At 35.5% G+C, this 24,889-nt stretch carries 19 protein-coding genes and 1 tRNA gene; 14 read left to right on the forward strand and 6 right to left on the reverse strand.

What is annotated here, in order from left to right; all coding sequences use genetic code 11:
* The first annotated feature begins 12 nt into the window (after positions 1-12).
* The 6 genes from IPM51_01885 to IPM51_01910 all read left to right on the forward strand — a co-directional run bounded on the left by IPM51_01885 (position 13) and on the right by IPM51_01910 (position 8,462).
* Positions 13-4,686: an ATP-binding protein gene (locus IPM51_01885; protein ID MBK9283051.1), complete on the forward strand. Its 4,674-nt coding sequence runs from the start codon at positions 13-15 to the stop codon at positions 4,684-4,686.
* Positions 4,683-5,366: a hypothetical protein gene (locus IPM51_01890; protein MBK9283052.1), complete on the forward strand. Its 684-nt coding sequence runs from the start codon at positions 4,683-4,685 to the stop codon at positions 5,364-5,366. The genes IPM51_01885 and IPM51_01890 overlap by 4 nt, the downstream gene beginning before the upstream one ends.
* A 743-nt stretch (positions 5,367-6,109) precedes the next feature.
* Positions 6,110-6,481: a helix-turn-helix transcriptional regulator gene (locus IPM51_01895; GenBank protein MBK9283053.1), complete on the forward strand. Its 372-nt coding sequence runs from the start codon at positions 6,110-6,112 to the stop codon at positions 6,479-6,481.
* A gap of 2 nt (positions 6,482-6,483) precedes the next feature.
* The gene (gene merTP, locus IPM51_01900) at positions 6,484-7,080 is read left to right on the forward strand and encodes a mercuric transport protein MerTP (protein MBK9283054.1); all 597 of its coding nucleotides are present in this window, start codon (positions 6,484-6,486) and stop codon (positions 7,078-7,080) included.
* A gap of 610 nt (positions 7,081-7,690) precedes the next feature.
* The gene (locus IPM51_01905; GenBank protein ID MBK9283055.1) at positions 7,691-8,047 is read left to right on the forward strand and encodes a hypothetical protein; all 357 of its coding nucleotides are present in this window, start codon (positions 7,691-7,693) and stop codon (positions 8,045-8,047) included.
* Positions 8,048-8,231: 184 nt separating this feature from the next.
* A complete protein-coding gene (locus tag IPM51_01910) occupies positions 8,232-8,462 on the forward strand; it encodes a hypothetical protein (GenBank protein MBK9283056.1) in 231 nt (76 codons plus the stop codon).
* Between the two features lie 251 nt (positions 8,463-8,713).
* On the opposite strand, the gene IPM51_01915 is transcribed toward IPM51_01910, so the two are convergent.
* The 4 genes from IPM51_01915 to IPM51_01930 all read right to left on the reverse strand — a co-directional run bounded on the left by IPM51_01915 (position 8,714) and on the right by IPM51_01930 (position 10,647).
* Complete coding sequence (locus IPM51_01915; GenBank protein ID MBK9283057.1) at positions 8,714-9,172, reverse strand: hypothetical protein; 459 nt, start codon at positions 9,170-9,172, stop codon at positions 8,714-8,716.
* Positions 9,173-9,195: 23 nt separating this feature from the next.
* Positions 9,196-9,420 (reverse strand): hypothetical protein, encoded by a 225-nt coding sequence (locus tag IPM51_01920; GenBank protein ID MBK9283058.1) that lies wholly within the window; start codon positions 9,418-9,420, stop codon positions 9,196-9,198.
* A gap of 38 nt (positions 9,421-9,458) precedes the next feature.
* Positions 9,459-10,205 carry a hypothetical protein gene (locus IPM51_01925; GenBank protein MBK9283059.1) on the reverse strand — a complete coding sequence of 249 codons (747 nt, stop codon included), beginning with the start codon at positions 10,203-10,205 and terminating at the stop codon, positions 9,459-9,461.
* A gap of 369 nt (positions 10,206-10,574) precedes the next feature.
* Positions 10,575-10,647 (reverse strand) — tRNA-Lys (locus tag IPM51_01930).
* A gap of 237 nt (positions 10,648-10,884) precedes the next feature.
* Here IPM51_01930 and IPM51_01935 point away from each other — a divergent pair.
* The 4 genes from IPM51_01935 to miaA all read left to right on the forward strand — a co-directional run bounded on the left by IPM51_01935 (position 10,885) and on the right by miaA (position 14,256).
* A complete protein-coding gene (locus IPM51_01935; GenBank protein MBK9283060.1) occupies positions 10,885-11,346 on the forward strand; it encodes a hypothetical protein in 462 nt (153 codons plus the stop codon).
* Between the two features lie 64 nt (positions 11,347-11,410).
* Complete coding sequence (locus IPM51_01940; GenBank protein MBK9283061.1) at positions 11,411-12,619, forward strand: DegT/DnrJ/EryC1/StrS family aminotransferase; 1,209 nt, start codon at positions 11,411-11,413, stop codon at positions 12,617-12,619.
* 22 nt (positions 12,620-12,641) lie between these two features.
* A complete protein-coding gene (locus IPM51_01945; GenBank protein ID MBK9283062.1) occupies positions 12,642-13,349 on the forward strand; it encodes a hypothetical protein in 708 nt (235 codons plus the stop codon).
* Positions 13,336-14,256: a tRNA (adenosine(37)-N6)-dimethylallyltransferase MiaA gene (gene miaA / locus IPM51_01950; protein ID MBK9283063.1), complete on the forward strand. Its 921-nt coding sequence runs from the start codon at positions 13,336-13,338 to the stop codon at positions 14,254-14,256. Before IPM51_01945 ends, miaA begins: the two co-directional genes overlap by 14 nt.
* Before the next feature lie 58 nt (positions 14,257-14,314).
* On the opposite strand, the gene IPM51_01955 is transcribed toward miaA, so the two are convergent.
* Together IPM51_01955 and nadB are read right to left on the reverse strand one after the other, a co-directional pair.
* Positions 14,315-17,575 (reverse strand): gliding motility-associated C-terminal domain-containing protein, encoded by a 3,261-nt coding sequence (locus tag IPM51_01955; GenBank protein MBK9283064.1) that lies wholly within the window; start codon positions 17,573-17,575, stop codon positions 14,315-14,317.
* A gap of 194 nt (positions 17,576-17,769) precedes the next feature.
* Positions 17,770-19,341 carry an L-aspartate oxidase gene (gene nadB, locus IPM51_01960; GenBank protein MBK9283065.1) on the reverse strand — a complete coding sequence of 524 codons (1,572 nt, stop codon included), beginning with the start codon at positions 19,339-19,341 and terminating at the stop codon, positions 17,770-17,772.
* Positions 19,342-19,425: 84 nt separating this feature from the next.
* Here nadB and IPM51_01965 point away from each other — a divergent pair, with 84 nt between their 5' ends.
* From IPM51_01965 to IPM51_01980, 4 genes are all read left to right on the forward strand, one after another.
* Positions 19,426-20,049 (forward strand): NifU family protein, encoded by a 624-nt coding sequence (locus tag IPM51_01965; protein MBK9283066.1) that lies wholly within the window; start codon positions 19,426-19,428, stop codon positions 20,047-20,049.
* Between the two features lie 23 nt (positions 20,050-20,072).
* Positions 20,073-20,540, forward strand: coding sequence for a dCMP deaminase family protein (locus IPM51_01970; protein MBK9283067.1), 468 nt, complete (start codon positions 20,073-20,075; stop codon positions 20,538-20,540).
* Positions 20,537-20,863, forward strand: a complete 327-nt coding sequence (locus tag IPM51_01975; protein ID MBK9283068.1) for a hypothetical protein — start codon at positions 20,537-20,539, stop codon at positions 20,861-20,863. The genes IPM51_01970 and IPM51_01975 overlap by 4 nt, the downstream gene beginning before the upstream one ends.
* 270 nt (positions 20,864-21,133) lie before the next feature.
* The gene (locus IPM51_01980; GenBank protein MBK9283069.1) at positions 21,134-24,877 is read left to right on the forward strand and encodes a TonB-dependent receptor plug domain-containing protein; all 3,744 of its coding nucleotides are present in this window, start codon (positions 21,134-21,136) and stop codon (positions 24,875-24,877) included.
* Positions 24,878-24,889 lie beyond the last annotated feature (12 nt).

Genomic DNA, 24,889 nt, shown 5'->3' on the forward strand with positions numbered 1-24,889 from the left:
AAATAATATAAAATGAATTTCATCCATTATACAAAGGCTTTTGAAAAGGCTGTAGACGAATCTAAGAAACAGCACATTTATAAAAAAATTGCAGAGCTTCGTTTTATTGACAAACCTGAATTGTTAAATTCAATTGATTCATACACGAAAGGGATTTTAGTATTGAAATTTCATGGAGCGCTTACGTGCAGAATAATAATACAATCTGAGTGGATAGAAATAAACGATGACCGCGTTCACGTTCTATTTGTAAGAGATTTTATTTCTAAAAAAGGTTTTGATTACTTCTGGGGTAGTGTAACTCACCCAATATTGAGATCGGGAGACTGGCTTTCTCAAAATCCATTACCTAATGAGGAAATGACTTTGTTTAAGAAAGAGTATATCGCTGCTTTCAAACTTAATGATAAGAAAAAACTCCCATTGCCTACTGACCTTACAAAATGGCTTTCGGATTTTAAAATCTCTTTAAATTTTGATATTTATGAAAGAGAAGCTTGGGTACTTTATTCAAACAATAGATCGATAGATGGCTTACAAGAAAAGCATGTTATTTTTTTCCGTGACACTTTAAGGGCAATATTGGAGCCAAACAAAAATTCTAAAGTAATTCAAAATCTTCTTGATCAGGATGAACAAATTTATAGCGCAATCTACGAACCATTTAATGTTGGAATTATTTACAGTCAGTTTAATGATGCTGGTGGAAGAAAAATTATTCTATATGATGGAGCTCATTTAAAGGAACAAAAAGAGAGATGGGAAAAGGCAATAAGTAATTTAAGCAAAGAAGGTGGGAAAGTTAAAGGAGATGTTTTAAATATCAGCAAAGATGCATTTAGAGCATACCCAAAATGGATTGTCACTAATGATAATGATGAGTTATGGTTTGCAATACAAAGATTTGATGGTTCAAATAATTTATCCCTTTTACCAGAGCAAGTACATTTTCTAAATAATTTTGAGTTCCCTGCATATATAAATGGTCAAGCAGGTAGTGGTAAATCCACAATGTTATACTATTTGTTTGCCAATGTATATTTTTATAAATGTGCGGGCCAGGTATCTGGTGATATTATTTTTTTAACTGAAAACGATAAGCTATTGGAACATACTTGCAAGTCAATAATTGGTTTGCTTAGTAATAACCCAGAGTTTAACGCTGGTTTATCAATAGAGGAACGTAACAATATTAGAAATCATTTCTCATCATTCAGGAGTTTCTTGATGGGGATTTTACCCGATGACGTAAGGCAGCAATTTGGCGATGAAAAATATTTAGACTTTGCAAAATTCAAGGATAAATTTAATGCTAGATTTATAAATCGTAAACATTCGGCCGAAGAAGTTTGGTTTGTAATTTCGACCTATGTATATGGTTATTTTGAATTTAATAATATTAATACTGTAGCAAAGTATACTGATGAAGTCAACGGAATTCCATCTAAATTTCGTATTGTTAGCCCCGATAATTTCGACCAAATAGTTACCAATTATTTGTCATTCTATGATAAATTAATTGAAGATGGTTGGTGGGACAAAATTACAATTGTCAGAAAAATTCGCGAATATTTTCCGGGGCCAATCCCAAAACAATACACAGTAGTTTTTTGTGATGAAGCTCAAGATTTTAGCAGGATTGAACTTCGCTTAATAATTCAATCTTCTGAATTTATTAAATATGATTTGACAGAGATTAATCAAGTGCCAATTGTTTTTGCGGGTGATGCATTGCAAACAGTAAGTCCTACAGGTTTTTCTGACACACGCTTGCATCAGATGTATTACGAAGCATTTGAAGATGCTAATTTTAAATATGACAAAACAAGATCCACCTATAATCCTGAATATAATTATCGCTCATTGTTGCCAATTGTTCGATTAGCAAATATAATTCAGAATTTCAGAAAAGAGGCTTTAAAAGAAGATGTTGTAATAAAACAATTTGCCAAAAGGGAAAATCTCAATGCATCAATTCCTATAGCTCATTCTATTGAGTGGTTAAGTTCTGAAGGTATAAGAACCAAATTTGAGGAAAAGTTTAAGTACAAATCATTTATAGTGCCGGTTGATTTAAATGAAGAGGTGGAGTATATTAAAACACAAAATTTGCTTTTCGAAAAGTTCGTTGATATTAAAAGCAGTATTGACGCTAAAGGGGCAGAGTATTCTCAAGTCGTAGTATATGGGTTTGCTGATTACTACATAAAAGAATTTGGTGAATTAAAATGGTCAACTGTTGAGTATGATTTTAAGAAAAAGTTCTTTTTTAATAAGTTATATGTTGCCATAACTAGAGCGCAAAATGAACTAATAGTCATAGATAGTGATAATGGTTGTGAAAAATTTTGGAAACCGTTATTGAATATCCCAACTCAAGTAAAAAGATGGGAAGAATATCAAGATATTAATGAAGTTTTGCCAATTAAACCTGAAACAGGGTTGCAAAACATTCAAGATAGTTCGCCTGATGAGGCATTACAAAATGCAAAGGTTGATATGGAACAAGGCATTATTGATAAAAACGTTGCGCGACTAATTGTTGCTTCAAATGTTTTTTTAATGCTTGGCAAAGTTGAAGAGGCAAATAGTTGTTTAGGGCATAAAGAGATTATCAAGGGAAATTGGGATGCGGCAGGTAGTCATTTCGTTAAAGCTAAAAATTTAAAAGAGGCTTCAAAGGCATTCTTTAATGGCAAAAATTGGGGACAACTCTTAAATTCTCCAACAAAAACTTTAAGTGGCCATAAGCAAGAATTAAGGGTGTTAATTGCACATTTAATGAAAGATGTTAAGATTGATAGATCAGCCCTTACTAAATTGTATGATTTAAGACATGTGTTGCATGATGTACTTCGTGATATTAATTGGTTCCCTGAATTAATTAAAACCTTAAAGAGTACTGTAAGCAACATAACCTCGTTGGAAACGAAGCGTGAATTTGCTTTAATCCTTGAGTCGATTGCAAGAGAACATGATTTAGATTTATGGGAAGTTATTGGTGAATTATATTTTGAAACAAAACAATTTAAATTTGCAATTGAGGCATGGGGGAGAAAAATAAATGCTTTGGAGATTCCTCAATATCCACAAAAATATATATTGGCTCATATTGAACGATCAAAAGACGAGGCTAATGTTTATGACGAATTATTATGGTGTGGTAGATTTATTTTTCAGTCCAATGATCATAATGAAAAAATAAGTTATTCAAAAAGAATTCAAACAATAAATAGCGATACTGATTTTAAAATCTCAACAAGTGAAATACAATTGGAACTATTACAATCCATTCTTGTTGCTCATATAATTATAGGTAATACTCACGAAGTAATTGAGTTGAGTAAAGAAGTTGAGTCCAGAATAAGCAATACTGCAAGAGTGGATTATTATGCTTATTGCCTTTCTAATTGTTCATCAAATGAGATTGCGGTTTTCTTAAAAGAAAGATGGGCTAAAGGCATGTGGTTAAATCAACCAAAGACTTCAATCGATGAATATATTCTCAAACTTAATGAAGAATTTAAAAGGAATAATTTTCCATTCAAGGATTCTAATTTTGACTGGACTAAAGAAGAATTAGCATTGCTTTCAGATGTTCCAGTTCAATTTAGCATTGATCCTGCAGATCATTTAAGAAACATACAGGTAATTGCATTTAGGAAATTTGAGAATATAGAAATTCAGAATGTTGGTCAATTTAATTTAATCCTTGGAGATAATAATTCAGGAAAAACAACCATCTTGGAAGCACTTCTATTTTCTTCGAATCCTGATCAATGTATTTTTAATTTTCTTTATGCCAAGAGGCAACGTAATAATAATGCTGAAAAAAATAGCGATTATCAATTAATCGAGTCTTTGATAAATCGTAAGTCAAAAGATATAGGATTAGGGTTCAATTTCAAAGAAGGCAGGCGATATTGGTCATATAAGCTTAGGTACCCGACATTAAAAGAGCTATTTGCAAAATATGAAGTTGAAAAATTAGATCCTAAAAATTATTTGGCAATTGAAACAGGGGCAGGTAATGTTTACCTAAGTGAATCAATACAAGAGATGGAAAAGTATTTTAGCGATCCTCAAAAGCTAAGTAAAATACCTTATGTTCCATTTGGAAAAGGATATTTCGACAAGCTCGCCTCAATTTATCATAGTGAAATTGGTTCAAAAAGAGGATTAAGGGGCGATTTCATAGAACAAATGAAAACATTCATTCCTGAAATAGTTGATATTTCTATAGATCCAGAAACTGACACTATTAAAATCGAGGAAGAAATTAATGGGGTTGATTATGGATCATCCTTAAATGATTTTGGAGAAGGCGCAAATAAACTGTTCAGAATATTGGTTCAGTTGCATGCTTCTAAAGGAAAACGCCTCATGATTGATGAAATTGATGCGGGAATACATTATAGTAGATTTAAAGAATTTTGGAAGGTTATTTTAAGTACTGCCAAGGAATATGACGTTCAAATTTTTTGTACTACACATAATGACGAATGCATAAAATATTTTTGGGAGGTGCTTCAAGAAAGTCAATTCGAGTGTTGTAGGGAAAAATCTAGGACAATTACTTTTGAACTTCATACTAAAACGGATGCTATAGTACCGATTGTAAGAGATTATGAGAATATGCTTTATTCAGACGAACATGGTTTAGAAGTTAGAGGCGGAAAGATATGAGGACAATAAAGTTATATGTGGAGGGTAAAGGTGACTTCCTATTTGTCATTCATTTATTAGAAGCGATGTTTGGATATAAATTAAGTATTGATATTAGAAAATTACAAGCGCATTATTCCGAACATAAAAAAATATACCTTTCTGTTGGGACGTTTACTACTCAAGAGGGGCACGGTGGAATTGACTCAACAAAAATAAATGCAGTTCTTAAACAGATAAATGATGTTGATTCAAGATTAGGTGTTGAGAGTGTTTTTTTAATAGACGCTGATACAAAGCATCACGTTAACCCACCAGGCGGTATCGAAGCGAGATCAAAACATATGGAGGAACTTAAAAAATCAACGGATTTTAAATATTTTCTTATACCTACAAATGAAATTGACGGAAATCTAGAAACAATTCTGCAGTCTATAATTTGCACCAACGGGAAGAATTTTTACAAATGTTTACATGATTATGCAGAAAGTCTTATTGCTTTAAATGATAGTGATAGACCAACATATGTTAAAGAGAACCCGAAACTTGAAAAGGAAAGAATTGGTTGGTATATATACATGATGGAGGGCAAAAGAAGTAAACAAGATAAGGACAGGATTAATCCAGAATTATGGGATTTGAATTCTGAAATTCTTAATCCACTGAAAGTATTTTTAAAGTCAATAATTAAAAACGAGTAAATTAATATTCTTATCCCACCCACAGGTTATAAGGTGTTCGTCATCGGTCGTCAGCAAAAAATCACGCCAAGCCATTGCCACATTTGTTTTAGAGTATATGTTTTAAAGGCATAAACAAAAGTGGCAATGCCCTTCGGGTTGCTATCGCAAGCTTGTCATGCTTTTTGCGTTCCTCCCTCTTCCTCACGGCAGCCTCCAGTGTCCTGCCAAGCCACTTCATTCATTGCATTGCGGTTGCCCGTTCATTCGCAAAATAAATTTTAAATAGCGGTGCTCATTCACTGGGCAATCCTCATTCCATTCATTTCAGTAGCTTGTCAATCCACCGGCTGCCAATAATTTGGCTCGCCTGCTGGTCGCCTCGGGCTGCGTCAGGCATTGGCGCATTTCATCCCACAAGCTATCGCTAATGCGCCAACACCTGCCTTGTGTTGTCTATCGTGTGGCATAAACTAAGGTCGCTTCGCGGTCTTTATTTATTTGCCACACTTGCAACATAGGTCGCCTCCGCAGCTTCTAAGGTCGCTGCTCCCAGGCTCCCACCCTCGGCTCCACTCGCAGGACGGCTCGCTAAAGCTGCACAAGTGTCCGCAATCCGTTCATTTCGCTACGTTGCACTTCGCTTCATTCTCTCATTGCAGCCACTTCTCCCACAGCTTGCCGCAGGCGCTATAACCTCCAACACACAGCATATTCGTATTTAAGTATTTGCTTAAATATGAAAATATATCTACCTTTGTGATATGGAAGGTAATACATGTATCAGGCAATTTGCAGATCCAACACAGATTAAAGACTGCAAAGAATTATTGAAAACAAATTTAAAAGCCTTTGAAAATTTAGCGAAGGTCTTGGAATTGGCCGGAAACGAAGTACGACTTAAGATTCTCTTTTTGCTCGAAGAAGAAAATGAATTATGTCCTTGTGATTTAAGTGATATTCTTGGTATGAGTATTCCGGCTGTCTCTCAACATTTGAGAAAACTAAAAGATGGGAATATTCTTATTACAAGACGTGAAGCACAAACCATCTATTACTCGCTAAAAAAAGAACACATTAAAATCCTTAAACCGTTTTTCAAATTCATTCGTCAGTCGAATGTTATTCCAGTATAGTTATGAAGCAGGGCAAATTCTTAGGAGCGGGGATTCTTTCCGCAATAGCAGCATCCCTTTGTTGCATTACTCCGGTGTTGGCATTAATTGCAGGTACCAGTGGCGCAGCCGCAACTTTCTCATGGGTTGAACCATTCAGACCATACCTGATAGGCATTACGATTTTGGTGCTTGGTTTTGCCTGGTATCAAAAATTAAAACCGATGAAAAAACCTGACTGCGATTGTGAAGAAGATGAAAAGCCAAAATTCATTCAGAGTAAAAAATTTCTCTTCATTGCTACGATATTCGCTATCCTGATGATTGCATTTCCCTATTACGCAAAAATATTCTATTCAAGTCCAGATAAGGAGATACTAATTATTGATAAATCAAATATCCGTAAGGTTGAATATTCAATTTCTGGTATGACCTGCTCCAGTTGTGAGGAACATGTATCGCATGAAGTGAATAAATTAAAAGGCATCATTAGTGTTGTAGCCTCTTATGAACAGGGTAATGCAATCATTGAATTTGATAATACAAAAACCAATATTACAGAAATCGAATCCGCAATAAATTCAACGGGTTATACAGTATCATCTACAAATGAAAAATAGCAATGGAAATAATTACAAAATCAACAATCACTTGCCCCGTTTGTTCTCATAAAAAGGAAGAAGAAATGCCTACAGATGCCTGTCAGTTTTTCTATCAATGCGAAAAATGCAAAGAAGTTATTAAACCAAAAGCAGGTGACTGCTGTGTGTTCTGTAGTTATGGGTCTGTAAAGTGTCCTCCGATACAACAGAATAATTCATGTTGTAAGTAATAAACATAAATAAATAAAGTCAGCAAACTGAAGAATGAGGCTCGCGGCTACATTAATCAAATAAAAAAAGAGCCGCAAATGTAAGTCGGTGTTCCAAGCTTAGCAAGGTCAAGCCCTCCGGGTTTTGCAAAAAAAATCTCCACCGCCTTACTTTGCTTAAGGTAAAAAATACTACTCCTACATAAGGCGGTAGTATTTTTTTTGTCAAAAACCTTGCAAACCTTGTCCCACCTCCTTGAAGGATGGCTTTCTTTTTTATTTTTTTCGGTTTTTGTTTTTTGTTTTAAAAATTATTGGGGGGTTGGGGTAGCATAAATTTTAATGCTCAAGCTATGCTCAAATCAAAAATCAAAACACACAAACTCGGTAACCATTACCACCAGCCACATTTTTTTATTTTGAATAAAGGAAGGAATGCAGGTAAACCCTGTCCGGATTGTTACACCAATAGTTTCGTATTTCTTGCTGATACGGATGATGAACGTTGGCACTTTTATTATTTATGCCAGGCGTTATGGCAAGGCAAATATTTTCACTCGCTTTTAATCGGCTCCGTAATTGAGTTTATACGCATTGATGAGTTTACGATGGCATTACATCATGCTAACATCACAATCTCTCAAAATAAGGCAGATTATGGCGAATTAATAGGGTATTTTAAACAGTTGGATGAGCATCAAGCCAACCTCAACAAACAAATCAAGTTAATTCATCAGGTTAGGCAAAGTATGGTTTATAAAATGCTGCACAAATAACACCCGTTTTCGCCTAATTAAATTTTATATGCAAAGATAGCAGGTGGGCTGACCCACGTGCCGACAATAAAAAAACAAAAGCTTACGGCATAAACACGGGCAGACGCACAGAGCCAACATTTATTCCGTTTCCTTTTGTTTTTTTAAATCCACCTGCTGAGGAAAGCATATAAAATTTAATACTATGCAAAAACATCCAAAAATGTCCTTAGTCGCTTCGGCACCGGTTTGCACATTCACTAGCGCAATTCAATTGCAACCAATGCAACTTTCACCTTATGCATTCAATCGCTATTTGCGCAAGCGTGCATTGGTGCATTCATCAACTGCAATCAAATCTTATGCATTGCCTTGCGGTTGCTATGTGTTGGTGCATTCATCAGGTGTGCGTCAGCTTTCCACCTTGCCGTTTTAGTTTTTACTAAAATAAAAAAGGTCGCCCATTTACGGGCGACCCTCATTCATTTACCATGACAACTTACTTACGGAATCGTTTACCGAGAGATTTCAATAACACAGATACACCGAAACTAACCACAGCACCAATTGCTGCAAGGATAACTGTTTTTAATATATCGGATGAACCTATGTTCACCGCTACGGTAAGGACCGTTCCGGAAACAGTGCCCAGGATAGTGCCTCCTTCTATGTGATGATTACTGCTCATTACTCAGCGATTTCCGAGATCTTAGTTGAATAATGCGCGTTGGCACTTGCACAATTCGACTCACAGTTTTTCTCAGCTTTCAAAGTGAGCAAATCCTCAACCGCTTTGTCAAGCGTTCGGCCGGCATCAGCTTTGGTTAGCTTAGCACCTGCAGCAATTGCATCGATCAATTGATTTTTGGTAAGATCAAGTGTTTTCCCTTTGAGTTCTATCTCAATGTTCGTTTTGATCGCACCTTCACCGATTGATTTAGATTGGTACTTTGCTTCCAGTTTTGGCGTTCCGCAATCGCTTGCAATTACCGTGATGGTGTCTTCATCATTTTGATTCAATCGCCCTTCACTTTCTTTTGTGATTATCGCATCCGCTTCGAATGAATTAATCACTTGTCCTTTGCTGTAGTTTTTTCCTTTCACTTCAACAATGACTTTTAGACTTTCTTTTTTTGTATTATCCATAAGGACAAAAATTTTAATGGTTATTATTCTTTTTTTTTGTCTCCACAATCTTCAACCGCGGCTTGACTTACTGCAGTCGCTACCGCTCCTGCTGTGAGCAAGTATCCACCAGCTGTTACCAACGCAACAGGTAAGGCGATTGGTGCTGCCACCAATACGCCACCTGCAGCTGCAAGTATCAAACCGATAGTCCGCAGTTTTTTGAAAAACTTTGGAGTTGGCTCAGAATATCTTTCCAAGAAGTTCATTTCGCTCGGATTTTTTTGCATCTTGTTCATACCGTTTCTTAGTTTATTTCAACAACAGTTAATGAATTATGCGCACCATCCTTTAATGAATACTGAACTGCATTCACTTCTTGGAAGAATTCAACTTGTAAGAGGTACAAATCGGTACCAGCACCACCGGGAATCGCAGGAGTTAAAACTACGTTTGATGGAGTAGCATCGATAAGAAGGTTCACAGCATTTGTTGCTTGAACGTCATACAGTCCTGTTGCGAAATCCAATTTCAACCATGCACCTTTAAGAGTTACGTGAGTAGCTCCAGCAGGAAAGTTGATATGATTTACCGGTTCAAGACCGTTGATTGTAATTACACCGGTTCCGATGTTCACGCTGTACGGTTTAAACAAGATGCTACCGAGCAAAGCTTTTTTGTTGAAGTTGAAATTTTTCAACAATGCTTTTGCCGCTGGCAAAGCAATTGCAACACCAACATTTCTTTCACCACGTACACTTGTACCATCGAGATTTTTAATGTTGGTCATTACCTTGGTTAAACGAGATACTACACGATTGTCGGAAGCAGTTTGTAACATTGCGAACAATGCTACACGCAGGTTTTTACCTGCAACCGCAGACGAACCAAATTCAGCTCCGTTTTCCCTTGTTCTCACAAAGGCAGGATCGTTTTGAATGCGTTCCGCATCCACACCGCCCTTTTCACGTGCTAAATGTCCGTCTTGGGTTTTGTAAAAGGAAATATCTCCGATTTTTCCTTTTAGCTTGATGATGCCCTTTTGACGTGCCATTTTGTTTAATTTTTAATTATTGATTAAAACTTAATCAGGCGCTGCAGTCGACTGAAAAAGGCCAGATGAATTTTCTTATCGCGAGTCGAATTTCCCTCTGACAATACAAAAGTACCTTGACTAAAATGGCTTAAAGAATTTGCGGTGCGATTGCACCCAAAAGGAATGTTTTTAACTAACGGTTGGTAAATAGGCGTAGAAAGTACCTATATGCTCCATAGATGAAGTATGGATAAAGTATATACAAGTGTAAACAAAAGCAAGGGAGAGTAAAGGGAGGAAAAAAACAAATGTTTCCCACATGTTTCCCACAGCCCATTTGAAAATAAAAAACCCCCAGTATTTACTGGGGGTTTAGCGTTCTTCATGTGATCCCGCTGGGATTCGAACCCAGGACCCTTACATTAAAAGTGTAATGCTCTACCGACTGAGCTACGGAATCAACTCATTTACTTTTCAGTAAACAAAATCAATTCGGTAATCAAGCAAATTATGCTTTTTTACACTTTGTCATAAGAATCGTTTCTATTGAAACATTTCGTATGCGGATATCATTTAAAAGAGCGTTTTTTTAACAAGAGTGCAAATATAAGCGCATTTTTAACTACTGCAAAAATATTTTTATCCCCAAAAGGCACTTTTTTTACCAATTTTTTCAAACTTTATTTATTTTAGTAACATGTCCTTTTGTCCGGAGATAAAATTATTAAAAGGTTTCTGTAATCTGAGTTTTGGAGAGCCTGCGGAAATCATTAAAAAAACCTTTGGTGAACCAGAAGAGGTGCAAGAATTAAACGACGATATATTAAATACCTCAAGCACAGTGTATCATTATTGGGAAATGGGATTCTCTCTTTTTTTCGATAACCATAAAAACCAAAGTTTTAATAGCGCCGAAATTGACAATAAAGAAACCTTGCTTTTTGGGGTGAAATTATTTGATTTGAAGGAAAAGGAAATAGTAGAATTGATGAAAAAAAATGGTTTTTCATTATCAGATTCGGAAAATCACGATTGGGGCGAAAAAAGACTGAGTTTTGATGAGGCCGGATTAGATTGTTATTTTCAGAATCAAAAACTCGCATCTGTTAATTTTGGAGTAGGTGATAAGGCCGATGAATTTTATTATTTCCCCAATTAATCCGGTGAATAAACAGTTAAATATCTACTTCTAAAATCCCTATCTTTAAACAAATTTATTGATTATGGCAGGAACAGAATTATTTGGCGATGAAGAGCGCAAGGAAATAAACGATGTAATGCAAACCGGCATCTTATTCAGATATGGACATGATGCGCAACGTAACAATCATTGGAAAGCGAAAGATTTTGAAGCTGAAGTTAGAAAAATAACCGGGGCTAAATATGCCCATGCCATGAGTAGTGGCTCTACTGCTATTGCCACAGCCCTGGCAGCTAGTGGAATTGGAACGGGTGATGAGGTAATTGTACCACCATTTACTTTTATTGCAAGTGTAGAGGCTGTATTATTTGTAGGCGCTATACCTGTTTTTGCTGAAATTGATGAAACTTTATGTTTGAGTCCGGAAGGAATTGAAAAAGCCATCACTCCTAAAACAAAAGGTATTTGCCTGGTTCACATGTGCGGTGGAAATGCAAAAATGGATGAAATTATGGCCATTGTCAATAAACATAGTTTAATATTGGTTGAAGATGCAGGGCAAGCATTTGCCTCCTCTTATAAAGGAACATTTACAGGATTATTTGGTAAAGCCGGAAGCTATTCTTTTGATTTTTTCAAAATTGCTACGGCAGGTGAGGGTGGTGTGTTGGTTACCAATGATGAGGAAACGTATAAAAAAGCCGATGTGTATAGCGACCATGGACATAATCATATAGGTGCAAAAAGAGGTATGGAAGATCATCCTTATTTAGGCTTTAATTACCGTATATCTGAGCTTCATGCAGCAATAGGTTTAGCACAAACCCGACGTGTACCTGCCATTAAGGAAAAAAATAAATTCAATAAAAAATTTATGCAGAATTTACTGGCTAAAAATCCGGCTATTTCATTTGCAATTCCGGGAGACCCAGAAGGAGATTCATGCACGCATTTAAATATTTTTTTACCGGATGCCGATTCGGCTAAAAGAACGGTTGATGAGTTTAATAAAGCAAATGTGGCTGGATTTGATTACTGGTTTTTAAATATGTATCATTTCATTAATCAATGGGATCATTTAAAGAATTTACAAACTGTTGCAAAATTACCGGCTCAAATATTAGATAAGCCGCAAGATTATAATAAATTGAGTTTACCGGTAACACAAAATATCATTGGCAGATTAATTTCTTTTGGTGTAAAAGTGTCGTGGACTGAAGATCAGATGAAGGAGTTGGCCAATAACATAAATAGTTGCGTAAATAAAGCCATGTCGGCAGTGAAAGCTTAAGGCTTGAAATTGATTTTTAAATGTGGAGCGTATTGAACAATATTTTAATCAATTAAAAAAATCGTTACGCAAGTATAATATACAATCATTTCAAACTTCCCCAACTTATAAATTCACACATGGCAAAAAGAGCATAATCTTGGAAATTCCGGATGATTTATTAATCACATCAGCACAAAAACTACCGGCTATTATTCTTTCAAAATTAAATCTGAACAAAACAGTTTTTGCCCGAATATGTGAGGTAAAAAAAATTGAATCTGAGTCTGCTTATGCATTTACCAATAGCTATCACATAATGAATAGTGTAAATTCTGCTTACAAATACGGTATTTTTTTAAATGATGAATTGTTGGCGGTAGCCTTATTTTCTAAAGGAAGAAAAATGAATCGCCTTCCAGCGCATAAAAAATCGTATGAATTAATGCGTTTTTGCACCAAAGAAGGAATAACTGTAACCGGAGGTTTAAGTAAGCTGGTTAAAACTTTTTGCCGGGAAAAAAATGCAGGCGATGTGATGACGTACATCGACAAACAATTATCGAATGGGGAAGCTTACAAAAAAGCCGGATTTATTGTTCACAGTGAAACGGGCGAAATGAATTATCAAATTCACAAGGAAAATTATAAACGATCGCTGCAAAAAGACGAAACAAATACACTTCTACATTATACTGTTAAGGGCCCCGGAAGTATTAAATTAATTTATTCTTGTAATGAGGCCATATAATTGCATAGTAGTTTTAGGCCCAACTGCAAGTGGAAAAACCAAATTGGCGTGTGAAATCGCTTATCAATGCAATGGCGAAATCATCAGTGCTGATTCACGACAAGTATATAGAAATCTGGATATCGGTACAGGCAAAGATTTAAACGAATACTCAATACACAATAAAAACATAAAATATCATTTGATAGATATTCAAGATCCAAGTGAACAGTATTATTTGCATCAGTTTATAGCCGGTTGCGATAATGCATTTTATGAAATAATTAAAAAAAATAAAACTCCGGTGATTTGCGGAGGAACAGGATTGTATCTAGATTCCTTGCATAAGGATTATTCATACACTCAAATTAGAGAAAATGAAGAATTAAGAAAACAATTAAATAAGCTTTCTAAAAATGAATTAACTGTCCGACTTAATAAATACCCCGATGATACACTCCGGCATGTTGATCGGAATTCCATTAAAAGATTAATTAGAGCTATTGAGATTGGCGAATATGTTTTGGCCCATGGATGGGACCTCACTGGCAACGCAAGGCCCTATAAACCTCTTTATATTGGATTAGAACTGCCTTTAGCGCGCAGAAAACTTAACATTGAATATAGATTAGAGCAAAGATTGAAATCAGGTTTAATAGAAGAAGTTGAAATGCTTTTAAAAAGAGGAATTACTCACCAAAGATTACAATTCCTCGGTTTGGAATATAAATGGGTTTCTTTATATCTGGAAAAAAAGATATCTCTTTCAGAAATGCAAACTAGTCTCTTAACAGGCATTCTTCAATACGCGAAAAGGCAAATGACCTGGTTCAGAAAAATGGAAAAAGAAGGAATTAAAATAAATTGGATTAATCCGGTTAATTTCACTGAAGCATTAGATTTAATTCATCTTTCATTCAGAAAGTGAAAAATTGAACACAAAAAAAACCCGATTTTTAATCGGGTTTTAATAAGTTAGTTTGATATTATTTCAATAAGCTCACATGTCCGGTATACTCTTTTCTACCTTGATTGTTGTCGCTTGAAACTTTCACTTTGTAAACATATACTCCAACTTCTCCGTTTAAATCTTTTATTTTCCCATCCCATCCTTTGGTAAGTTCTTTAGTTGAATAAACTAAATTACCCCATCTATCGTAAATCTCCATAGAATAACCTTCGCTGCTTAATCCAACTCCTTTCACATTAAACACGTCATTTAAACCGTCGTTATTAGGAGTAAAAGTGTTAGGAATATACACGCTAAAGGCATCTCTTACTTCAATAACTTTAAATACTGAATCTGAACATCCTTTGTCGGTTCTTGAAATTAAATAAACCGGATATTTACCAATGTTAGGATAAGAACGTGTTGGGTTTTTCATAGAAGAAGAATCGTAACCCCCAACACCATTAGTGCCTTGGAATTCGTATAAGTATGAAATCACATTTCCTCCTGAATGACTAGGGAAGAATGTTACGTTGTTTTCTGTAGTAGTTACCGGATCAGGATTGTAATTTAATACCGTGTGAGGAAGTGGGTGAACAACAATTGGAGTTTCAACTGAATAAGTAGATGTACAACCGTTTTTACCGGTAGTCTTCACTTTTAAATTATAAGTACCGGCAGTATTATAACAGAAATCGAAATCATCTCCCTGGTATAATTCTCCATTACCCATATCAAAAGTAATTTGACTGTAAAGACTTTGAACCTGACTGTTTAATTTTAAACATAACGGTTCACATCCTTCCGTTTTGCTTAAAGTAAGCTGTGGAGCAGGACCCTTGTTAACCGTTACAGTGAATGAATTAGAAATTGTATAATGAGGACAAGCTATATCGTAAGCCATTAAGTTATAAATGGTAGTTCCTTGCGGATAAGCATATTGTACACTTCCTGTTGGAGAGCCTAACCATTGTTGAGGGTTCCATACATAAGCATAATTCTGACTTCCACCGCTTGCGCCAGCAATTAAGGCAATGCTATCCCCGTCACAAATAGTTACATTGCCCGGAGTAGTTGTAAATGAAATTGGTGTTAAAACATCAATGCTTGTTACAGCAGAGGTTTTACATGGACCTAAGTTTACTTCCAAAGTATAAGTACCGGCCTGATTCGCTTGGATAAACGGTAATACCATTACTTGATTATTACTTTGAAAACCGTTAGAACCTAACCAAGTATAACTTGTTGCACCAACCGGTCCGCCAATAGAGTAAGTGGTATTGAAGCAGAGTTGTTTGTATGGCTCAAGTGTAAATGGTAAAGATGGGTTAACGGTAACTTGTGTAGTATTTGTATTATAGCACATGATTGCACCGTTAGTGAAAGCTGTTGTAATTGTATAAACACCTGAAGCTGATACCGGAGGGTTACCAAGAATTGGATTTGCAATACTTGAAGTATAAGAATTTGGACCGTTCCAGCTATACGAAATAGCGCCTTGAGCAAATGCTTTTAATTCAACATTGGATGGATCACACACCACAGAAGGTGAGTTCACTACAATATCCGGTACAGGTACCACATTAATTTGACCAAAGCTGTTGATGTTACAACTTACGTTACCAATGGCCCATATAGCAGTAACATTATAAACACCTGTATTAGCCACAGGGATATTAGTGATAGAATTAACGGCATTATTTGAACTGAAATTATTTGGTCCGGTCCAGTTGTACGAAAGAGGGGCAGGGTTAGCGCTTACGCTAACTGCAGCAGTTTGTTTTTCGCAAATATTTGCTGGTAAAGTTAAGGTAAGTGGAGATGTAGCCACAACTGATACATTCGCTACTGCACTTGAATTACAAATTAAAGTAGTATTAGAAGCAGTAAAAGCAGCCTGAATGGTATAGTCACCGGAAGCCAATGGAGTAACTGGTGAAATTGGAGCCGGATTTTGAACATTAGCCGTGTAATTATTTGGGCCGGTCCAAGTAAAAGAACTTGCTCCGGTAACACCCGCAGTTAATGTTAAGGCTGAACCTTGACAAACCGTTGGGTTGTTTACTGAAATACTCGAGTAATCTACCACTGTTAACGATGTTGTTCCGATTGAAGAACAAGAACCGTTATTAAATACACTGGTAACAGTACAGAAATAAACTCCGGTTAATGTAGGTTGCGCGTTTACTACTTGTGGGTTTTGAAATGAAGAAGTATAACTGTTAGGTCCGGTCCAATTATATAAAACAGGGTTTCCTGCAGAAGCATTACAGGTTAAATTTAAAACAGAACCTTTACAAATCGGACCATTACTTCCTAAAGTAACAGTTGGAGTAGGGTTAACCCAAATTTCAATGGTTTGAGAAGCCTGGCAATTTGCTGAGTTTGTTCCAACAACTGTGTATATTGTTGTTGCCGTAGGACTAACTGCTGCTGTATTTGAAATAATTGTTCCAGGATTTATAGTATATGTTCCTCCAATTCCTGCACCACCACCGGTAATGGTTGTGGTTTGACCGCTACAAATAGCAGTAGAGGTTGCTGCAGCTGTAATGGTTGGTTGAATACAACAAACAGCTAACCAAGTTAACATATTTGCACGTAAATTACCCGCACTAGGTTGAGGATTATGAAAACTAGTGTTTGTCATTGAACCAAATAAACACATTCCAGAACCCCACGGTTTAGACGCTAAAATTATATTTCCACCGGTTGGTTGCTGTGCTTGACCCCATGTTGTCCAAGGAGAAACCGTATTGTGAATTATTGGAGTTAGTCCAGGACCGGTCACATACCCATGGCAATAAAAATTATCTTGATGTACTGTTGCTGTTATAGGTGCAGGCCCAAGATAAATAGGATGAGCCGGATTCACTGCGTAACCAGGCGAAGAATAGGGACCGCCATTTACATAATTTAAAGTTATACCGCCAAATCCATAATTCATATTAAACCCTGTGTTAGGACCCGCATTTAAAAACAAACGCCCGCCATTAAACACCCAAGTTTGAATAGCGGCAATATTTGCTACTAAGAAGTTATTCATGGATGCAGCTGCCATAGAACCACCGTCACAATAAATTAAACAAACCGAAGGTTGTAATAATGCGTTTACATTAACAGTTTGAAACCAATCTTGTATCCAGTTCCCGGCACCAAATGCCTGATTCATAGCTGATACATTGGAAATAGATCCCCAAGGTTGAGCGTTTTGTTGAGTTAAATAATACTTTACTTGTTGAGCATTTAAACTTAAACCTAAAAACGCAAGTGCAAAAACTAAAACTATTCTTTTCATATCTTTATATTTCAATAATGAACATTACAAATTTAACAAAGTGATTAAATAATGGAGGCCTTTTTGGATAAAGTAGAGTAGTCCTTTAATCAGTTTTTAGCCCAATTCACCCAATTTTTGGATTTTAACAATTAAATTGAGGTCATTCATGGAATAACAATTTTAAATCTCAAAATTAAAAGATAGGAGTTCTGTTAATTTTTTTTAGAATAATCCACCAAATAATGTAGTCCGGCGCTTTCGCCTCTTTTAGCAGCATGTTTAATAATCAAATAGCCAACGCAAATTAAATTTCTTAGTTCACAAAGTTTTTGAGTGATGATTTTTTCATCGTATAAGCGCTCATTTTCTTTATAAATTATTTCTAATCGATCAAAAGCTCTTTTTAACCTTAATTTACTGCGTACAATACCTACGTAATTGGTCATGATTTGTTGCACCTCTTTATGTGATTGTGTTATTAAAATCATTTCTTCCGTTTGTTCTGTTCCTTCTGCATTCCAATTCGGAATATTGTCCTTATAATTAATTTTGGGTAATGTTTTTATTGCATCTAAACTTGCTCGGTGAGCAAAAACTACAGCTTCTAATAGTGAATTGCTTGCTAATCTGTTGGCGCCATGTAATCCGGTACACGCACATTCGCCTATAGCATAAAGGTTTTGTATGGAAGAACGTGCAAATTCGTCGGTTGTTATTCCACCACACATATAATGCTGTGAAGGCAAAACAGGTATCATATGAATGAAAGGATCAATTCCAAGCGAAGTGCATTTGTTATAAATATTTGGGAAATGTTCAATAAATCCTCTTCTGTCCAAATGCCTACAATCTAAATACACAAATTCTTCACCACTCATTTTTAATTCATTATCTATAGCTCTGGCCACAATATCTCTTGGAGCCAATGATCCTCTTTCATTATATTTTTGCATGAATTCTTTCCCCTGCTGTGTTTTTAAAATTCCGCCAAAACCCCGAACAGCTTCACTTATTAAAAAACTAGGTGTTTCACCGGGATTAAATAAAGAAGTGGGATGAAATTGCACAAATTCCATATCTTTTATTGCACCTTTTGCTCGGTACACCATTGCAATTCCATCTCCGGTAGCAATATTTGGATTGGTTGTTGAAGCATATACATGTCCTGCACCACCGGTTGCCATGGTAGTTATTTTTGATAATACAGTTTCTACTTGTCCGTTTTTGGTATTCAACATATAAGCACCATAACATTGTATGCCGGGAGTTTTTGAATTCACTTCAACTCCCAAGTGGTGTTGCGTTAAAATGTCAATAGCAAAATAATGGTCATAGATTTCAATATTAGGGTGGTGATGAACTTGTTTTAATAATGCTCGCTCTATTTCTGTTCCTGTTGCGTCTTTATAATGTAAAATCCTATTCTCGCTATGCCCTCCTTCTTTTGCCAAATCAAAAGATCCATCGGACTTTTTATCAAAATGGGTGCCTAATTTTATCAGTTCTTCAATTCGCTCTTTACCTTCTTCAACAACCATCCTTACAATTTTCTCATTACACAATCCTGCACCTGCATTTAAGGTATCCTGAACATGTTTTTCAACATGATCTTTTTCGTTCCAAACCGCTGCAATTCCACCTTGCGCGTACTTGGTATTGCTTTCGTCTTCTTTACTCTTTGTTAAAATAATTACTTTACCATAGTTTGCTACTTTCAATGCAAAACTTAATCCGGCAATTCCCGACCCAATTATTAAAAAATCTGTTTTTAACTGTTTCAACAAAACAAAATTACTAAGATTTGCATAGTATTGGTAATAATTTACATTAATGAGCTTTGGTTTATTGTTGTATTTTTACGGCTTAATATGAACATGAGTGAAATTCCATATACAATTTATGCAGAGGGTACTCCTAACCCGGCCAGTTTAAAATTTGTGGCCAACAAATTAATTTTGGTAAGTGGAGCCTCAGCAGAATATGATAGCGTTCAATCTGCAAAAGATGCTCCAATTGCATTAGCATTGTTTCAGTTTCCTTTTGTTAAAAGAATCTTAATTAATTCTAATTATATAACTGTTCTTAAAAGTGATTCGGTTAGTTGGGATGAAGTGATGAGTGAAGTACGTATTTTTATTACCAATTATTTAAATGATGGGAAAGAAATAGTAAATAAACTTCCACAACAAGAAGTTGCTAAAGACAATAACTTTAAAGAAACGGTTAAGGTAAATACACAACATGCACCACCATCCAACGAAGTGGAAACTAAAATAATTGAAATACTTGAACAATACATCCGCCCTGCTGTGGAACAAGACGGTGGCATGATTACTTTCAAACAATTGCAGGATGGAATTGTAACCGTTCAAATGCGGGGCAGTTGTAGCGGTTGCCCAAGTAGTACACAAACTTTAAAAGCAGGAATTGAAGGGTTGCTAAAAAGATTAATGCCCGATGCAATTAAGGAAGTAGTGAGCGAAGCAATGTGATCAAATAAATCAAAATCTTACCGATGAAATCTGAAAAAATAAGACCATCATTTGAAGAAATTTATATGGAATTAGCCCAAAAACTGGCTGATCGCTCTCATTGTGTAAAAGCCAATGTTGGAGCCGTGTTAACCAAAGATACTCGGATCATTTCTTTGGGATATAATGGGCCACCAGCAGGAACTCATAATTGTGATGTAGAATGGCCGGAAACAGGGTGCCCCAGAGATAGTAAAGGGAGTTGTTCACTTGCACTTCATGCTGAACAAAATGCCATTTTATATGCTGCTAAAAATAATGTAAGTATGGAAGGCGCTACTTTGTTTGTGACTTTATCTCCTTGTATTTCTTGTGCTCGTGTGATTTATACCACGGGAATAAAAAAAGTTTATTTTAAAGATAGTTACGCTGATTTTAAGGGATTAAAAAGCGACGAAGGAGTTGATTTTTTGAGGAGATTCGGTGTAGAAGTAATTAAGTTTGAAAAATGAAATGGACAAAGATTATAATTTTGTTTGGTCTGATTTTAACATCGCCTAAGTTTATTGCTCAGGATAAAAAAGATGGAACGGGGCCTGCAGAAAAATCATTTAAAAGCGAACGTAAATTAAGAAAAGCAGATAGAAAAGAAGCCAAAGAAAAACGAAGAAAAGAAAAGGCGGAGCAAAAGGCGATAAAAAAACATCATAAAAGAATTCAAACTAAAAAAGTTCGGAAGCGAATGAAAAAAAGTAAAAAAACAGCCATTCGTAATAATGAAAATAAACGCGAGTTCTTTTTGAAGAGATGGTTTAAAAAGAAAAAGAAAGTTTGATCGCAAGTACTTCCATTTAATTCAATATTTCAACCACTTATATAAAACCAACCGCCAGTTTTTAAAATGTTAATTTTAATTAAACGTGTTATGCGTAAACTTGTATTAGAAATCTATCTAACATGAACGCTTATAATAGATATAAAAACATTAAGTACTTGATTATCACATTTATAATAAATAGAGTGCATTTTTCCTTGCAATATCATTGTAGCTTTGATATTTTTAGGGTTTTTAAAAATAGGTTGTATTTTAAGGTAATTTAACAATATGAGGAAAAACATTTACTTAGCAGTTGTATTCGCATTTTTCACAAGTTTAGCCGGGATGGCGCAAACAGGTAATGGTGCAATTAAAGTAGTTTTACAAGATAAGGTTACGAAAGAAACTATTCCATTTGCCAATGTGGTTGCTTATAAAGATGGAGTACAGGTTGGCGTTGCAACTACGGATATGGAAGGTGAAGCAACCATTAAGCCATTAGAACCCGGAAAATATTCTATTAAAGGTGTTTACGTTGGATACCAAGCACAGGAAATAAAAGATGTTGTGGTAGGTGATGGAAAAACTGCCTATGTTACTATCGGACTTTCAAACGGTGAAGGTGTTAAGTTAGATGAGGTTGAGGTTGTTGTATATCAGGTTCCATTAATTGATCCGGATACTAAATCAGGACAAACCGTAACTCGTGAAGATTATCAAAACTTAGCAACGAAAGATGTAAACTCCGTAGCAGCAACTACAGCAGGTGTATATCAGGCTGATAATGGCGGTGGTATTAATGTTAGAGGTGGTAGAAGTGGCAATACAACATATTTTGTTGATGGCGTAAAAGTTTTCGGAACACCTAATTTACCTCAACAAGGTATTGAACAATTAAACGTAATTACAGGTGGTGTTCCGGCTATGTATGGTGACCTTACTTCAGGTGCTATTTCTATTTCAACACGCGGCCCTCAATCAAAATATTTTGGAGGTATTGAATTAATTTCTTCTCAATTAACCGATCCTTACGGCTATAACTCTTTAGGTTACAGTTTTGGTGGGCCAATCTATAAAAAGAAAGATTCTACCCAACGTACTGTATTAGGTTTCTTTTTATCAGGTCAAGGTACTTACAATAAAGATCCTCGTCCGCAATTTATACCGGTTTATATGTTGAAGGAAGAAAAACTTCAGGAAATAAAAGATGCTCCTTTATTACCTTCTCCTTCCGGAACTGGATTTATTCGTTCATCTGAATTCGTGACTAAGGAGGATATGTACACTCAAAAATATCGTCCGAATGCTACTTCTCGCGGAATATCCTTAACCGGTAAATTAGATTTTCAACCTGTTGCAAATACCAACATTTCATTAGGTGGTTTCTTCAATTATGGTAAGGGTTATAATGCAGGTATTGGTAGTCAATTATTCAATTATGCGAATCATTCCGTGTCTAATAATTTAATGTATCGTACTTCTTTATCTATTACTCAAAAATTCGGCAGCGGAACAGGAAATAAGGATAAAAAACAATCTATCGTTACTAATCCGTTTTTTAGATTCTTAGTAAGTTGGGAGAACAACCAGAATATCACCCAAAGTGATGTTCATAAAGACAGAATTTTTGATTATGGATATGTAGGAAAGTTTGAAAGAACGTTCTTAGAAAAAGATTTTGCATACAATTATGCATTTACAGATACCTTTTTATTAGGAGGTCAAAACATCAATGCTTACGTGTACCAAAACAGATCAGAAAATGAGGTGAAATTTACCCCGGGCACTTTAAATCCGGATGCAGCTCTTTACACTAGTTATTTGATTAGTCAATCACAAGACAAATTTATCAGTATGAATTATATTCAGGGTAATAATGGTGTAATTAACGGTGATGGTCCGGATAATATTTATGGTTTGTTTAGTAATTTTGGTTCTTATCCGGGTAGTTATACTAAATTTAATTTAAAGCAATTCCGTGTGGCCAGTAGTTTCAACGCCGATATAAAAAATCATGCCATCACTTTTGGTATGGAATTAGATCAGCAATTTACTTCGCAATATAATGTAGCCGCTAGTTCACTATGGATTCGAATGGATCAATTGGCCAATTTCCATACGCAAAGTTTAGATAATACAAATCCTCAATTAGTACCTCAATTTTCCGGTTTAATTCCTTACTATTATTTTGACAGAGCTTATGATGCAGATCGTCAAACGCAATTTTCAAAAAGTTTATTGGCGAAATTAGGCTTACCAGAAAATTATACCGGTTTTGTAAATGTAAATGAAATGGATCCTTCCACTTTTAGTTTGGATATGTTTAGTGCTGAAGATTTATTAGGAAGTACAGGTAATACAGCTCGTGTGTTTTATCAAGGTTATGATCATACAGGAGCAAAAACGAAAGGCAAAACGGATATTGATAAATTTTTAAATGAGAAAGATGCCAATGGAAGAAACTTATTCCCTGTAGGAACTTTTAATCCAATTTATTCTTCTGTTTACATCATGGATAAATTCGACTTTAAAGACATGAAATTTAACATTGGATTACGTGTTGATCGTTACGATGCAAATCAACCGGTGTTAAAAGATAAATTTGCTTTGCATGATTTAGCACGCGTTGGAGATTTAGCTTCCTTAGATTATTTACCAAATGGTTTTGCTAGCAAAATTCCGGGTAATATTTCTAAAGATGCTGCAGTTTATATTTCTCAAGGACCAAAAACTTCAACGGTTAATGGACAAGTAGTAACTACAATTCCTTCCAATTTTGCTATTACCGGATTTAGAGAAGGTGATAAATGGTATGACGCACAAGGCGGCGAGATATCTGATCCTACTCTGATCAACGCATCTGAAGGAAAACCGGTTCCTTTATTCAAGGATAAAAATAATTATAACGAAAGAATGTCAAAAGACGGGTTTACAGATTATAAAGCTGCGGTTAATGCCATGCCTCGTGTAGCTTTCTCTTTCCCAATATCTGATGTGGCAAACTTTTTCTCGCACTATGATGTGTTAGTACAACGCCCAACCGGATTATTTATATTACCGCTTGAATACTATTTCTTAGGAACAACCGGTGGTGCTCCTTTAATTACTAATCCTAATCAAAAGCCTCAACAAACAATTGATTACGAATTGGGTTTCTCTCAAATATTAAATGAGCGTAAAAATGCGAAGTTAGCTATTACCTCTTTTTATAGAGAAATGAGAAATATGATAAACCAACGTATGGTGGTTGGAGCTTATCCTCAAAACTATGTGATGTACGACAATATTGACTTTAGTACTGTAAAAGGTTTATCTTTTGAATTTGATTTTAGAAGGACTGGCGGTTCACGTATCAATGCAAATTATACATTACAATTTGCTGAAGGTTCAGGTTCTAATGCCAACTCCGGTGCTAACTTAGCAGGGTCTGGTCAGCCAAACTTAAGAGTTTTAACCCCATTAGATTTTGATCAAAGACACAGTGTGGTGTTGAATTACGATTATCGTTTCGGAAAAGATAAAGACTATAAAGGTCCAACTTTTAAAAAGAAAGATGGAAAAGTGGTTCAGATATTATCTGATGTTGGATTTAACTTAACCTTTATGATTGGTTCAGGTACACCTTACACTCGTCACAGTGCGCCGTATGCACTTAATGGTAATGCAAAATCAAATATCGTGGGCCAAATCAACGGTTCAAACAAACCTTGGAATTTCAGAAGCAACTTACGTGTAGATAAAAACATACCGTTAACATGGGGTAAAAAAGATTCTGATAACAGAAAGAGAGCCAACTTAAATGTATATGTTCAGGTGCTTAACTTATTTAATACAAGAAACGTACTTGGTGTTTATGCGTTCACCGGTGAGCCGGATGATGATGGTTATTTAACTTCATCTCAAGCTGCTCAGCAATTGGCTTTAACAAACAGTCCAAATGCATTTGTAGATATGTATAATATTAGAATGAATGTCCCTGGTAATTATAGTTTGCCTCGTCAAACTCGTCTAGGTTTATTATTCGAATTTTAAAATATAGGAGGA

The sequence above is a fragment of the Sphingobacteriaceae bacterium genome, from assembly GCA_016715905.1.
Classification (GTDB): Bacteria; Bacteroidota; Bacteroidia; order B-17B0; family Aurantibacillaceae; genus Aurantibacillus.